The sequence below is a fragment of the bacterium genome (assembly GCA_021372615.1).
Taxonomy (GTDB): domain Bacteria; phylum Armatimonadota; class Zipacnadia; order Zipacnadales; family UBA11051; genus JAJFUB01.
Map to the genome: position 1 here is coordinate 59,130 of JAJFUB010000125.1, position 14,303 is coordinate 73,432.

Here is a 14,303-nt window from a genome sequence, read left to right on the forward strand (position 1 = left end):
TCGCTTATCCTGGTACTGTCGTTGGCGGCACCGGCGGCGCCCGACCCGGTGAGCCGTACCGTTCTGGACAATGGTCTGGTCGTCCTGCACCGTGAGAACCCCGGGAGCCTGACCCTGGCCGTCGGCTGCTATCTGCGCCTCAGCGCGCTGATGGAAACGGCGGACACCGCCGGGTGGCGGAACCTGCTGCAACAGGCTCTGCTCGACCTGCAGGACGCCAGCGGACGACGGCTGGAGGAGCGGGTCGCGGACGCCGGCGCGCAGATCCGCCTGCAGACCTCGCCCGACTACACCGAGGCCCTGTTCCAGGGCACGGCTGAGCAGTTGCCGACGCTGCTGGGCTACGTGCGGGAGATACTGTCGGACACCCCTCTGGACGCCCAGAGCCTCAACCGGCGGCGTCAGGAGGAACTACGGGACATATCCGGCCGGCGGGACTCACCGCAGACGCTGGCCGAGGACATGGCGCTGAAGGCCCTGTTCGGCGGGAGCCCCTGCGGGTGGCCCCCGACCGGCAGTTTCGCCGTGGGGACGATGCGGCTCGACCGCCTGCAATCGCTGCGGCGCCTGCACCACGCGCCCAACCGGGCCGTGGTCGCGATCAGCGGCCCGATGGGATGGGACGAGGCGCGGGGAGAGGCCCAGGCGACGCTGGGGGGGCTGCTGCCGCGGCCGATCCTGCCCGAGCCGTCGGCACCCGTCGTGACGCGCCGGGCCGGCGTGCTGCGCTACACGCCGTGGGAAGGTGACAACGCCGTCATCGTCGCGGCGGCGCCCTGCCCTGGCCCCAGCCATGCTGAGTTCGGCGCGGCTGCCGTCCTGAGCGCCGTCCTGGGGTCCGGTGAGGGGTCGCGGCTGTTTGCCGCGCTGCGGCAAGCGCGTGGCCTGACGTACACGGTCCGCACCGATCTGGCCCCCTCCCGCATCTGTGGGATGGTCCAGATCATGGTCGCCTGTGAACCCAAACAGGCCCCCGAAGTGTTTCGTATCATGCGGGCGGAGATGGCGGGCCTGTCGTCCCGGCCGCCGTCCGAGGCCGAAGTCCACCGTGCCGTGGCGTACCTGACGGGCAGCTACCTGCTGGGCCGGCAACGCAACGCTGAGATCGCCCACTACCTGGGGATGTTCGAGGCGCTCATGCCCGGGCAGGGCGCCCGGACCGACCTGGTAGCGGTGTTCGATCAGGTGACCGTGGCGCAGGTGGAGACAGCCACGCGATGGCTGCAGGACCGCAACATCTGGGTCCAGGTCGGCGGCAAGCCGCTCTAGGACCTTCCCGGGTGTGGTCATGACTGCAGGAGGGCTCCCGATGCGATTCAGTCAGGTCGTGATCACAGTGTCGGTGGCGCTGGTGCTGGCCGCGACGTTGGCCGTGGCGCAAGACGCCCCGGCAATGGCCAACTACATGGCCGCCTATGACGTCATGCGCACCGGCGTCAGCCCCTACGACTTCAAGTTCCCCCCCGTGTTGTCCTGGCAGTTCACCACCGGCGAGAAGAACGCCAGTGAGCCGGTCGCCGGTGTCGCCGTCGGCCCCGACCTGGTCTACGCGCCCGTCGGCAGCAATCTCTATGGCCTGTCCCGCGCCACCGGCGAGCAGAAGTGGAAGTTCAGTCTCGGCGGCAAGTGCTTCTGCACCCCTGTCGTGTCCGGGGACGTCGTCTACATCGGCACTGAGAACAAGCAACTCATCGCGGTGGACGCAGCGAAGGGACAGCGCCTGTGGGCCTTCCCCGCCACGGCCGCCATCCGCGGCGAGCCGCTGCTGTTTGAGAAGACGCTCTACTTCGGAACCGATGACGGACGGCTGTTTGCGCTGGATCTGGAGAGCCGGCAGTTGCGCTGGTACTTCGAGGCCGGTGGCAAGATCCGCGGCGGCCCGGCGTACTACCGCGAGACCGTGTTCTTCGCCTGCGATGACGGGTTCCTGTACGCTCTGAGCACCAAGGACGGGCACCAGGTGTGGAACACCAACCTGGGCACCGAGGACCTGTTCTCGGCGCCAGTCGTCGAGCGCCGCCGCATCCTGATCGGGGCTGGCAACTCCCTGGTCGCCTGCGATGTGGAGAATGGCGCCATCGCCTGGACCTTTGAGACCTACGGGGTGGTGGCGGGCCGGCCGGCCGTCAAGGACCGCATGATCTTTGTCGGCAGCAACGACGGCTCGCTGTACTGCCTCAACGCCGGCACCGGCAAGGCGCTCTGGCGCTACCCGCGCGAGGGCACGCTCGACCCCGTATCCTCCTCGCCCAGCATCCAGGGCGACAAGGTCGTGTTCCGTTGCGGCCGCCGCCTCATCGTCGCCTTGGACACCAACCCCCAGACCGCCGCAGACAAGCGGCTGGTGTGGCAGTACACGCTGCCTGAGCCACCGGCCCGGCAGCGCACCGGGGTCGGCCCCGGCGGCGTCGCCGGTCCTGGCGGCATGAGTGGTCCTGCCGGCATGGGCGGTCCCGGTGGCTTCCCTGGCGGTCCCGAGGGCGCCGGAGCCCCGCCCGGGATGCCCGAGGGCGGCATGATGCCACCACCGGGCGGCCCTGGTGGCGGCCCGGGAGCCGGAGGCCCGCCTGAGGGCGGCCCCGGTGGTCGCGGCGGGCGCGGCGGGCGCGGCAGCCGCACCGGCCCCGGGGGCCAGCGCGGGACAGGTTGGCAGGCCGAGCTCGTCTGGGAGAACATCGTGGACCCGCCGGTCATGTTCGCCCCCGGCGGCGCCTACGTGATCGGCGACGACCAAGCGGTGTACGCCTTCGATAACCTCGCGGGCGACAACGCCGGCCCGCAGCTCACAGACGGCCTGCTGGACATTCGCGGACAGGGCGGCTACCAGGTGCGCTATCGCCTCGTCGTGGATCGCGGCGACACCTTCGCCGGCCGCTGGGCGGATCTCGTCGAGGTCCCCGGCGCGCCCCCGGTCTCACTCTCCATCGCGCTGACGGACTCCGGCTGCGGTGTGGACCCGAGCACCGTCACCGCCAAGTTCGACGACCAGGCAGTCGAGACCACGTATAACGCCCGGCAGGCTCTCCTGTGGTACATCTACGACCCGCGCGGCGCGGCGGTCGCCATGCGCAACGGCGTGCGGAACCTGCTGGTCAGTTGCGCCGACTGGCTGGGCAACAAGACCACTGCCCAGGTGGCCTTCACGGTGGACAACTCACTGCCCCAGCCGTCCCCGCCCCAGCAGCAGCAGATGCAGCCCGGCGGCGGCGAAGGCGGCCCCGGGATGCCAGGCATGCCCGGAATGCCGGGAATGCCCGGGATGCCCGGGATGCCGGGCGCACCGGGGGCCATGGGCCCGGCCGGCATGCCTGAGATCTAGGGGCCGCGGCGGCGCATTGTCGCCGACGGGGGCCGGCGCCCTTTAGTAGAAGGGGAGGGACATGGTCAAGGTCATCATCAAGGTGGTCGTCGCGCTCGGGCTGTTGGCCTACGGCGCTTTCTTCCTGTCCTGGAATATCGCGCCCCAGCAGATCACCGGGTTCGTCTGGGGCGGCATCCGCTACAGCCAGACGCTGCCGCTGGGCAGTCTGGTCTTCATCGGGCTGGCTCTGGGTGCGGCGCTGATGGCCATCGCCGCCTGGGCGACGTGGGCCACGCAGAAGGCACAGGCCGACAAGTACGCGGCCACTATCCGCAAGGCCAAGAGCAAGCTGCAAGCGCAACTCGACGAGATCAACGACCTGCGCGATCAGGTCGCGCGGCTGGAAGCCGAGCTGGAGGGTCTCCGAGCCGGTGACGGCACGTGGGGGCAGGTGACGCAAGCAGACATCGCGGCGGGCGTGGAGGGCGCAACCGCCGCCGCCGAACCGGGGGGAGAGGCCTCAGCCGCTCAGGCCGAGGTTGACGACCCCGATGTGATTTAGCTATCATCCAGGGCCTGACACGTCGGACCGCGCCAGTGCAGGCCCACACACCAGCCCTGTGATGTCGGGAGGCCGAGGTATCGGCCTCTCTTGATTCTGGGGCCAAGGCCACGGGGGTGCCTTCCATGGACGCCGCGGACGCCTGGCTCATCCTCAACGGCAGCCACCTGTCGCCCGCCCGGCAACGCCGGCTGCTGGACGCCTTCGGCGATGCCGACGGGGTCGTGACTGCTGCCGAAGCCGACCTCCTCGGCGTCGAGGGCTTCACCCGCCAGCACGTCGGGATGCTGCGGCGCGCCGAACGCGAGTTGGACCTGCCGGCACTGCGCCAGCAGATGATGACACATGGGGTCAGCTTGCTGCCGTGCACCGCGCCGGACTACCCCCGGGCGCTGCGCGAGACGGCGGACCCGCCGCCCCTGCTGTTCGTGCAGGGGGAGCTGACCAGTCGCGACGAGATGGCCGTCGCCATCGTGGGAACGCGCAAGTGCAGCCCCTATGGGGCGCAGGTCGCACGGCGGCTGGCGTCCGACCTGGCGCGGCGCGGCTTCACCGTAGTCAGCGGCATGGCCGCCGGCATTGACGCCGAGGCTCACCGGGGCGCCGTGGAGGCCGGCGGCCGCACGGTCGCCGTCATGGCCTCCGGGCCGGACATCACCTACCCGTCCAGTCACAAGGAGTTGCGCGCCGACATCGCCGCCCATGGCGCGGTGCTGACGGAGTACGGCTTTGGGACCCAGCCCCTGCGCGAGCTGTTCCCGAGCCGCAACCGGATCATCGCGGGGCTGACGCTCGGGACGCTGGTGGTGGAGGCGCCGCTGAAGAGCGGGGCGCTCATCACCGCCCATCTCGCGGCCGAGTACGGGCGCGAGGTGCTGGCCGTGCCCGGCAGCATTGACAGCCCGGTGAGCCACGGCTGCCACGACCTCATCAAGAACGGGGCGCGCCTGGTCGAGGTCGCCGAGGATGTGGTGGAGGGGCTGGGGATCATGCTGGAAGCTGCGCCGGTGCAGCGGCCCCGCGCCGACATCCCGGTCTCGACCGACGAGCAGGCTGTGCTGGAGGCGCTGAGCTTCCAGCCGCGCCACGTGGATGAGGTCATCGCCGAAGCCGAGCTGCCCACCTCCCGCATCAACTCGGCGCTGATGCTGCTGGAGATGAAGGGATTGGTGCGGCGCTTCCCGGGGAATACGTATGTGAGGCTGTGAACGGCGGGAACGGCGGGAACGGCGAAGGAACGGAACAACCGCAGAACGGAACAACGGGAACGTCCCGGTCCGAGGGGGTAGTTGGCTGTGTCCGAGGTGGGTTGCGGGGAGCAGGCGCCAGAAGCAGATGAGGGTTCTGCGGTTCCCGGGTACGACTTCAAGAACCTGACGACCTGGCAGGTGGCGATGGAACTGGTCGACCAGGTCTACGGTCTGACCGAGGGCTTCCCCCGCCACGAGCTATACGGATTGGCGTCTCAGATGCAGCGCGCAGCGGTGTCGGTTCCCTCCAACATCGCTGAGGGGCACGCGAGGGACACCAAGCCTGAATACCTGAGAGGCCTGATGCTGGCCCGAGGGTCGCTTGCCGAGCTAGAGACCCAACTCATCATCGCCGTGCGTGTGAAGTACCTCCCGGCGGACCCGCCAATCTGTGCGACCCTCAAACGCTGCTATCGTCTCCTGTACGGTCTCATGGGTTCAGTCCGCCGCCGTTAGCCGCCAGTCGCCGCCGTTGCCGTACCCGTCGTTCCGTTCCTTCCGTTGTTCGCCGTTCCTGTTCTTCCGTTCTTTCCGTTGTTCGCCGTTCGCGTTCTTCCCAAAGGACCTTTACCTTGACCAAAGCTGCCATCATAGTCGAGTCACCTACCAAGACCAAGACCCTGTCGGGGTTCCTGGGCAAGGGCTACAAGCTGCTGGCCTCGATGGGCCATGTGCGCGACCTGCCCGAGGACGACCTGGCCGTGGACGTCGAGAACGGCTTCGCGCCCCACTACGTCACCATCCCCGGCAAGAAGAAGACCATCAGCCAGCTCAAGAAGGAGTTGGCCGACGTGGACGAGGTCTACCTGGCCTCCGACCCCGACCGCGAGGGTGAGGCGATCGCCTGGCACCTGGCGCAGGTGCTGGGCCTCGACCACCCCAAGCGCATCGAGTTCAACGAGATCACCGAGGAGGCCGTCCGGCGGGCCCTGGAGCATCCGCGCGAGATTGATCTGCAGCGCGTGGACGCTCAGCAGGCGCGGCGCGTCCTCGACCGCCTCGTCGGCTACCAGATCAGCCCCCTGCTGTGGCGCAAGATCAGTGGTCGCTCCGGCGCGGCGCTCAGCGCCGGCCGGGTGCAATCGGCCGCCCTGCGCCTGATCTGCGACCGCGAGCGCGAGATCGCCGCCTTCAACCCCGAGGAATACTGGTCGCTCGAAGTGGAGCTGACGCCCCACGGCGAGCCCAAGCCCTTCCGCGCCGCCGTCAAGAGCAAGGACGGCGAGGACCTCGACCTCAAGAACGAGGCGCAGGTCAAGCCACTGGCGGAGGAGTTGCAGCAGGCGCAGTACGTCGTGGCGCAGGTCGAGAAGAAACCGCGCACGCGCAACCCCCAGCCCCCGTTCATCACCAGCACGCTCCAACGCCAGGCCGCCAACGAGCTGAGCTTCTCGGCCCGCAAGACCATGATGGTCGCCGAGCAGCTCTACCAGGGCGTGGACGCCGGCGCCGAGGGCACCGTGGGCCTCATCACCTACATGCGCACCGACTCCACGCGCGTCGCCGACCAGGCCGTGACGCAGGCGCGGGCCTTCATCACAGAGCAGTTCGGCGAGCAGTACATCGGGCCGGGCGCGCGCGGCAAGACCGCCAAGGGCGCCCAGGAAGCCCATGAGGCCATCCGCCCGACCTCGCTCACCCACGGCCCCGAGCAGATGCGCCCCTTCCTGGACAAGGACCAGGCGGCGCTGTATGAGCTGATCTGGCGGCGCTTCATCGCCTCCCAGATGGCCCCGGCGAGGATGGAGCAGGTGGCGGTGGACATCGCGGCCGGGCCCGCCGCACAGGGCGCGGCACCCGCCGCCTCCACCTATGGCCTCCGCGCCACCGGCTCGTCCGTCGTCTTCCCCGGCTACCTGGCCGTCATGCCCGAGAAGGAGGAGGACGGCGCGGTCGCCGTGCTGGCCGAGCTACAGCCCGAGCAGGCGCTCGAACTTGTCCAGGTCTTCCCCGAGCAGCACTTCACCAAGCCCCCGCCCCGCTACACCGAGGCGACGCTGGTGCAGGAGCTGGAAGAGAACGGCATCGGCCGCCCCAGCACCTACGCGGCCATCATCGAGACCCTGCGGCAGCGCAAGTATGTGCGCATGAAGGAACGCGCCTTCGTCGCCACACCCACGGGCCTGGTCGTCTGCGACTACCTGTCCGACTTCTTCCCCCATGTGGTGGACATCGAGTTCACCTCCCGCGTCGAGGAGGACCTCGACGAGGTGGAAGAGGGCCACGTCAACTGGGTGGAGTTGATGCGGCGGTACAACGACGACCTGGAGGGCCAGTTGCAGGCCGCGCAGGGGGAGGCTCAGCAGGAGTTGGAGGGCCAGGCCTGTCCCAAGTGCGGCGGAAAGCTGCTGGTGAAGTACTCGGTCCGCGGGAAGTTCGCGGGCTGCGCCAACTACCCGGACTGCGACTACACCGTGGACCTGGGCACGCCCGTGGCCGCCAAGGAGGCCGCTGAGCCGGTCGGGCGGCAGTGCCCCGAGTGCGGCGCTGACCTGGTCTACCGCGCCGGCTGGAAGGGCCGCCGCTTCATCGCCTGCTCCGGCTTCCCCAAGTGCACCTACAAGGAGCAGGTAGACGCCGACGGGAACGCCCGGCCGCGTGTCGAGCCGCAGAAGACGGACGTGGTGTGCGACAAGTGCGGCGGCGTCATGGTGGTGCGCACCAGCAAGCGCGGGCCGTTCCTGGGCTGCAGCAAGTTCCCTCGCTGCCGCAACACGATGCCGATTGAGCGGCTGGAGGGGGCAGCAGCAGCTACGGCAACGGCAACGGCAACGGCAACGGATAACGGCGGCCAGCAGGATGCTGGCGCTCCTACGGCCAACGGCCCCACGGGCGAAGGGATCAGCCTGACCTGCGACGAGTGCGGGGCGCCAATGGTGGTGCGCCGGGGGCGCAAGGGGCAGTTCGTGGCCTGCACCGCCTACCCCAAGTGCAAGGCCACCAAGCCCATCTCCGCCGCCTATGAGGCCGGCTACCAGAAGCCCGAGCCGCAGAAGCTGCAGGAGAAGTGTCCCGAGTGCGGGAAGGACTTGCTCGTGCGGCAAAGCAAGCGCGGGCAGTTCATCGGCTGCAGCGGCTACCCGAAGTGCCGCTACGCGCGCGACCTGGAGCCCGGAGAGGGCGCGGCGGCGGACAAGGACTAGCGTGATCGGCTTGCGGCGGCACACAGTGCGCGTGGTGGGTCACCGGCCCGAGTGGGTGACGCTGGCCGCCAGCGAGATCGCGCGGCTGCGTGGCGTGCTGGGCGAGCTGGCGCTGGACCTCCAGCATGTGGGCAGCACCGCCGTCGCCGAGCTGCCGGCCAAGCCCATCCTCGACCTGGTCGTGGCCGTACGCGCGCAGGAGGACGTGCCCGAGGTCGTCGCCCGGCTCGTGGCTGCGGGCTATCTGGACCGCGGCGACAGCGGGCGCGAGGGCGGCTATCTGTGCGTGCGGGAGACCGCGCCCAACCTGCGCACCGTGCATCTGCACATCGTCGAGAAAGCCGATAGCCAGTGGCCCAACTACCTGGCCTTCCGCGACCGCCTGCGCGAGGACGCGGCGTTGCGGCAGGAGTATGCCGCCCTGAAGACCGACCTGGCAGCCCGCTACCCCGACGACCGGGCCGCTTACACCGCCGGCAAGCATGACTTCATTCGCCGGACGCTGGCCGCTCAGCAGGCCACTCGCCTCTCCCGCTGAGCCGGCGTTCCGGCGCCGATGGCCCATCACCCCATGGACGCCGATCCCCAACCCGTGACGTCGCCGCGCCTCCCGCTCCTGGCGGCGGTCTTCCTGACCGCCCTGTCGGTGCTGGCCTTCGAGGTGGCGCTGTCACGGGCGTTCTCGGTGCTGCTGCGGTTCCACTTCGTCTTCCTGGCCATCTCGCTGGCGACCAGCGGGCTGGGTCTCGGCGGGCTGGCGGACTACCTGACGGGCCGGTGGCTCCACCGGACGCTGTCTCTCGGCGCCCACCTGTCGCTGCGGGCGGCGGCGCTGGCCGTCCTGTATCCCCTTTCTGTCTACTTGCTGTTCGCTACGCCCCTGGCCGCGCACCTGACCTCCGTGTGGGTGGTCAGCGGCATCTGCATCCTGCCCTTCTTCGTCGCGGGGACGCTGCTGAGCCGCGTCTTCGCCGAGTACTCGCAGGCCGGCGGCACGCTCTACTTCGCCGACCTGTTCGGGGCGGCGCTGGGGAGCTTCCTGGTCATCGGGGCGCTGCAGTGCTTTGGCGCCACCCAGGTGCCGTTCCTGTGCGGTCTGGTGGCCGCGCTGGCCGCGCTGGCGCTCAGCGGCGGCGTGCGGCACGCCCCGACGCGCGGCGTGGCGGTGGCCGTGCCGGTGCTGCTGGCCGGGCTCCTGGTCGCGAACATGAGCCTGAAGCTGGTAGACCTGCCCATCATGCCCCTGCGGGACGACCCGGCGGCCAAGCCCCTGTACCGCGAGCTGGGCGACCCCCAGATCGGCGCCAAGATCGTCTACAGCGAATGGAACGCCTTCGCCCGGACGGATGTCGTCACCAACGCCCGCCCGGACGGCACGACCGACCCGCACGACGACCTCTATATATATACGGACGGCGAAGTGCCGACCAACATGCTGTGGTTCCCGGGGAAGCTGGCGGACCTGGGGCCGCGCCTGGAGAGCTTCATCGGGTTCCGCCCCTTCGACTGGTTCCGGCCGGGGAAGGTGCTGCTGATTGGGCCGGGCGGGGGACTGGATGTACTGCTCGCCTCGGCCGCCGGCGCCCGGCAGATCGTCGGGGCGGAGATCAACCCCTCCATCCCGCGCATCGTGCGCCGCTATGGCGACTTCAACGGACACATCTACGACCGTGAGAACGTGCGCCTGTATGTGGACGAGGGCCGCAGCTTCGTGCGGCGGTCGCGCGAGCAGTACGACCTGATCTACCTGGCCCTGACCAAGACGGCCACCACCGCCAGCAACAGCCTGGCGTTGGTGGAGGGCTACATCTACACCGAGGAAGCCTTCGAGGACTACTTGCAGCACCTGACGCCCGACGGCAAGGTGGCGATGGTGCTGCAGGAGCCGGCGCTGCTGCTGCGGACCATGCTCACGGCCCTGGACGCCCTGCAGCACCAGGGCCTCTCGCGCGAGCAGGCCCTCGACAGCCTGATGGTCGCCAGCGTGCCGGAGGGCATGTACGGGCTAGGGCCGTACCGGCACCTGCTCATCGTGTCGCGGCAGCCCTTCGCCCCGCAGGTGAGCGCCTCCCTGGCCAAGGAGACTGTGGCCATGGGCTTCTCCCCGGGCTACTTCCCCGGGGCCTTTGAGCCCGCGCCGTTCAGTTGGCTGACCCAGCAGGGCGCCACGACGCCGCAGTTCGTCACGGCCTGGAACCAGTGGCAGTTCGGCAAGCAGCTACTGAACATTCTCCCCCGCACCGACGACCAGCCGTTCGTCGTGGACATGACTTTCCGCCTGCCCACCCAGTTCCTGGGTCTGCTCGGCGGCGCTCTGCTGCTGGCGATTGTGTTCTCGGTGGCGGCGATGGCGCGCCAGCGCCGAGAGCGCGGTCTGGCGACGGCGGTCGCTTACTTCGCCCTGCTCGGCGCCGGGTTCATGCTCGTAGAGATCGCGCTGATCCAGAAGTTGGTGCTGTACCTGGGCTACCCGGTGCTCAGCCTCTCGGTCATCCTGTTCGCCCTGCTCCTGGGCGGCGGGCTCGGGAGCCTCATCAGCCAGCGCTGGGGCGTGGCCCGGGCCAGCCGCGTGGCGGGGCTGGCGACGATCGCGGTCGTGGCCTACGGGGTGCTGCTGCAGCACGGGCAGGGGCCGATCGTGGCCGCGACCCTGGGCTGGGACATCCGTCTGCGCTGCCTGGTCACGATGCTGTTGCTGCTGCCGCTGGGGGCGGCGCTGGGCATGCCCTTCCCGACGGGCCTGCGGGCCGTCGGGTCGCACTCGCCGGGGTTCGTGCCGTGGATGTGGGGCGTCAACGGCCTGATGTCGGTGGTCGGCTCCGTGGGTGCGATGATGATCGCCAAGTTCTGGGGGTTCCAGACCACGCTGTGGTGCGGCTGGGCCGTCTACGCGCTCGCGTCCCTACTGGCGTGGAGCGGCCGGCCGCTCGGGACCCGCGGCCACGAGTAGGGCATAACACATGGCAAAGGGACGGCGCCCGATGGGCGCCGTCCCTTGTTGCTCCTTGCCTCCGACGTACGCTCTATTCCGCTTTCGCCACCGTCGTCGCGAGCGACAGCCGCGCAATCTCCCCCAGCGGCGTCCCCGAGGCGTTCTGCAACTCCACCACCACTTGCTTGGCCTCCGCCTCGTTCGGCAACTCCTGTGCCAGCTTGACGACGTCCGCAGGGCTGACCTTCAGCGTCGTGGGCTGGCCGATGGCCTTGCCTTCGGCGCCCTGCAGCGTGAAGGCCAGGTTGCCCGGCGCGAAGACGCCGAGCACGCCGGTGAGCTTCGTCTTGCCCTCGGCGCGCGTCACCTTGAGCGGCTCCTGGATGGCCGCCACGTCGCCGACGCTCACCACCGGGCCGCCTACGCGCGTGGCATACCAGTCGAACGTGAGCTCGGTGCTTTCCCCGGGGCGCAACGTGCGGGTCGGGCCGCACAGGCCGGTCTGCAGGTACGACTGCTCGCCCGAGACCTCGATCAGGACGGTCGAGTCCTGCTCGGGATAGGTGGCCAGCTTGTTGGCCGTGAAGCGCTGGACAAAGCCGTACTCGTGCGCCTCGTCGAGATAGGCGAGCCAACCGGCGAAGCTGTCGGCGCCCAGGCGCGCCGCCTGGCCCTGCGACGAGACCTGCAGCAGGTGGTCGGCGAGCACCTTGAACTGCCCGGCGCCGCCCTGCTTGAGGGTCACGTAGCCCGGCTGGTGCTTGGTCTCGGGGTTGAGCGGGAGATACAGGCGGGCCTTCTCGCTGAACTTCTCCTCACCGTCGAGCGAGGCCGGCACTTGCGCCAGGCCGCAGAACGACCACTCGACGGTCTCGCTCGAGACATTGGTGATCTTCTCACTGACGCGCACCTGGGAGGAGGCGCCAAAGAGCTTGATGGAGCGGGTGATCTGCAGCCCCGTCAGCTTGTCTTCGGGGCTGCGCAGCTCCACCTCGACATTGCGCCCGCTGGGGGTGAGGATCTTGCCGACCCACTTGCCCTCGTCCAGCGACGAGCCCAGGGGGTCGGGGGGGCCCTGCCAGCGCTGACTGGCCGCCGGCCAGAGCTTGTAGCCGCCGAAGTTGTGCCAGCGGCGCTCCGCCTCGGTGGTGGCGGGCGGGTAGGTCTTGCCGCGCTGGGCGGGGTTGGTCCACAGGAAGGGGTGGCTCCCGAGCTTGTATTCCATGATGCGCCCGCCGATGTCCGGCACGGCCACGACGGTGACCATGCCGTTGGTCAGACGCAAGGCGCGCCATCCCTGGTAGTCAATCTCCTCGGCCTTGGCCTCTTCGCTGGCCGGGGCAATGGGGCTGGTACTGCTGGTGATGCCCTGCACCTCGCGGCGAGGGCTCGTGCTCTCCACCCCCGCGCCGCAGCCGACGACGCCGACCACGACAGCGGCCAATCCGAGCCACAACAGGACACGGGACGTACTCATGGGTATCATCTCCCGGGTGAGACCGGGGCCTCTGGCGTGGCCCCACCACTTAGACGCCACCACATCGGCCAGGGTTGCCTCGATGTATACCCTTCGCCGGCAGCCGGGCGCCTTCCTCCTCGGGCGGGGCTCGGACAGCCCCTGAAGGCGCACCGGCAGCAACGCGACGTAACGGCAAGTTTGCCGAGAAAAGTGAAACAGGGTCTTGCACTGTGCTCTGGAATCACTCTATACTCTACGAAGCCTCAAAGACGAGTCGGGCGTTTGTGATGTCGGGCGCATGTGGGCAGGGACGCGAGGGGGGACCTCGCGCATTGGGAGAGACCAAGTGGCTACACGCAGGTACCACCTAATTCTGTTAGGCGCGTTGGCCTTTGCACTGGCCCCGTCGTTCGCCCATGCCACGTTGCTGGGGGACTACTTCGGCGTCACGCCCGAGGTCACGCCGTTCGACAACGGGTCGTACTCGGCCTACCAGTTCGACACCAGCAGCCTGGCGCCCACCCTGCACACCGGGACCGTGGACTACGAGGTCAACGACTGGTTCGGCTCGTGGTCGCAGACGGTGATGGGTGACTACGTCACCTACGCCGGGGACTACCCCTCCGGGGAAGAGCCCTACGACATCGAGGCCTACTACTTCGACGACGACGACCAGAACGTCTACTTTGCGTTCATCGTGGGGTTCCCCTCGCCGACCACAGGCATCTTCACCGAGACCCGGACGACCCCGGACGTCACCGTCACGCAGGGCGACTTCGCTCTCGATCTGCCACGCGTCACCGGCAGCCAGACAGACAACTGGGGTTTCGCGTACGACTACGGCGTAGACCTGGTGGATGAGAACCGCCCGACCAGCGGCAACGTGACCAGCTTCGCCTCCAACACCTTGGGCGATGACCTGTACCAGACCTCGAGCGGGTGGTACCTGGGCACGCCGAACGGCGCCGTCAACCCTGTGACCGGCAATGAGAGCGGCTCCTACACCAACTTCGACCCGAGCTACAGCGGCTTGACCTCTCTGGGTAGTGTGACTACGGCCTGGTACCAACTGGACCTCGCGTACGGCGGCTCCACCGTGTTGGAGAACAATGCCCAGACCTACGTGATCGAGGTCACCATCCCCAAGAGCATGCTGCCGCAACTGAAGATCGGCGATCAGATCGGCTTCCAGTGGCTCATGGGCTGCCGGAACGACGGTAGCGATGCGACGGCCTACCTGAGCGGCGGCGGCGACATTGACAGCCCGGAGCCGGGCACCCTGGCACTGCTGCTCATGGGTGCCGGGCCGCTCGGCATGTGGGCGCGCAAGCAGCGCCGCAAGCAGAGCTGACCCAAGAGCACCTTCAGCGAAGATAGCTCTTGACAGAGCCACAATTGTTGTTGTACAGTCCACCTTAAGCGGAAGTACCCCTGCCTGGGTGCTGCCGCTTTTTGCGTATCCAGACTCGACTCGCTTGAGCATTTCCTGAATCTTCGCTGACCAGATCCAGGCAGTATCCCGAGCAGTCGATCGTCGCCTCCATCGCAGCCCCTGCTCGTTACCGAGTTCCGAGGGGCACATGCAACCAACCAGGCAGACCCCCACGCAGTCGCACCACGCGCACAGCATTCGCGCACTCGTTCAGGGACGCTAGG

At 68.7% G+C, this 14,303-nt stretch carries 10 protein-coding genes; 9 read left to right on the top strand and 1 reads right to left on the bottom strand.

Translation table 11 applies throughout. The annotated features are described in order from the left end of the window. Nucleotides 1–48 precede the first annotated feature (48 nt). The 8 genes from LLH23_18885 (at nt 49) to LLH23_18920 (ending at nt 11,206) form a co-directional block, all read left to right on the top strand. The gene (locus LLH23_18885) at nt 49–1,269 is read left to right on the top strand and encodes an insulinase family protein (protein ID MCE5240530.1); all 1,221 of its coding nucleotides are present in this window, start codon (nt 49–51) and stop codon (nt 1,267–1,269) included. 40 nt (nt 1,270–1,309) lie between these two features. Then, nucleotides 1,310–3,319: a PQQ-binding-like beta-propeller repeat protein gene (locus tag LLH23_18890; protein MCE5240531.1), complete on the top strand. Its 2,010-nt coding sequence runs from the start codon at nt 1,310–1,312 to the stop codon at nt 3,317–3,319. A 61-nt stretch (nt 3,320–3,380) separates the two neighbouring features. Then, entirely contained in the window at nt 3,381–3,863 is a 483-nt protein-coding gene (locus LLH23_18895; GenBank protein ID MCE5240532.1) for a hypothetical protein, read from the top strand. Between the two features lie 125 nt (nt 3,864–3,988). After that, on the top strand, nt 3,989–5,071 hold the full coding sequence (gene dprA / locus LLH23_18900; protein MCE5240533.1) for a DNA-processing protein DprA: 1,083 nt from the start codon (nt 3,989–3,991) through the stop codon (nt 5,069–5,071). Nucleotides 5,072–5,158: 87 nt separating this feature from the next. Beyond that, a complete protein-coding gene (locus LLH23_18905; protein ID MCE5240534.1) occupies nt 5,159–5,569 on the top strand; it encodes a four helix bundle protein in 411 nt (136 codons plus the stop codon). A 116-nt stretch (nt 5,570–5,685) separates the two neighbouring features. Further along, nucleotides 5,686–8,256: a type I DNA topoisomerase gene (gene topA, locus LLH23_18910; GenBank protein ID MCE5240535.1), complete on the top strand. Its 2,571-nt coding sequence runs from the start codon at nt 5,686–5,688 to the stop codon at nt 8,254–8,256. Between the two features lies 1 nt (nt 8,257). Then, on the top strand, nt 8,258–8,794 hold the full coding sequence (locus tag LLH23_18915; GenBank protein ID MCE5240536.1) for a GrpB family protein: 537 nt from the start codon (nt 8,258–8,260) through the stop codon (nt 8,792–8,794). Between the two features lie 18 nt (nt 8,795–8,812). Then, nucleotides 8,813–11,206, top strand: a complete 2,394-nt coding sequence (locus LLH23_18920; protein ID MCE5240537.1) for a hypothetical protein — start codon at nt 8,813–8,815, stop codon at nt 11,204–11,206. Between the two features lie 73 nt (nt 11,207–11,279). Here LLH23_18920 and LLH23_18925 read toward each other — a convergent pair whose 3' ends face one another. Continuing rightward, complete coding sequence (locus tag LLH23_18925; protein MCE5240538.1) at nt 11,280–12,665, bottom strand: DUF4380 domain-containing protein; 1,386 nt, start codon at nt 12,663–12,665, stop codon at nt 11,280–11,282. Between the two features lie 328 nt (nt 12,666–12,993). Here LLH23_18925 and LLH23_18930 point away from each other — a divergent pair, with 328 nt between their 5' ends. Then, complete coding sequence (locus LLH23_18930) at nt 12,994–13,998, top strand: PEP-CTERM sorting domain-containing protein (GenBank protein MCE5240539.1); 1,005 nt, start codon at nt 12,994–12,996, stop codon at nt 13,996–13,998. The last annotated feature ends 305 nt before the right edge of the window (nt 13,999–14,303 follow it).

Excerpts from the sequence above, each read along its gene's own strand:
- LLH23_18890 (MCE5240531.1), top strand. The coding sequence starts at position 1,310 with ATGCGATTCAGTCAGGTCGTGATCACAGTGTCGGTGGCGCTGGTGCTG.
- LLH23_18895 (MCE5240532.1), top strand. The coding sequence starts at position 3,381 with ATGGTCAAGGTCATCATCAAGGTGGTCGTCGCGCTCGGGCTGTTGGCC.
- dprA (MCE5240533.1), top strand. The coding sequence starts at position 3,989 with ATGGACGCCGCGGACGCCTGGCTCATCCTCAACGGCAGCCACCTGTCG.
- LLH23_18920 (MCE5240537.1), top strand. The coding sequence starts at position 8,813 with ATGGCCCATCACCCCATGGACGCCGATCCCCAACCCGTGACGTCGCCG.
- LLH23_18925 (MCE5240538.1), bottom strand. The coding sequence starts at position 12,665 with ATGAGTACGTCCCGTGTCCTGTTGTGGCTCGGATTGGCCGCTGTCGTG.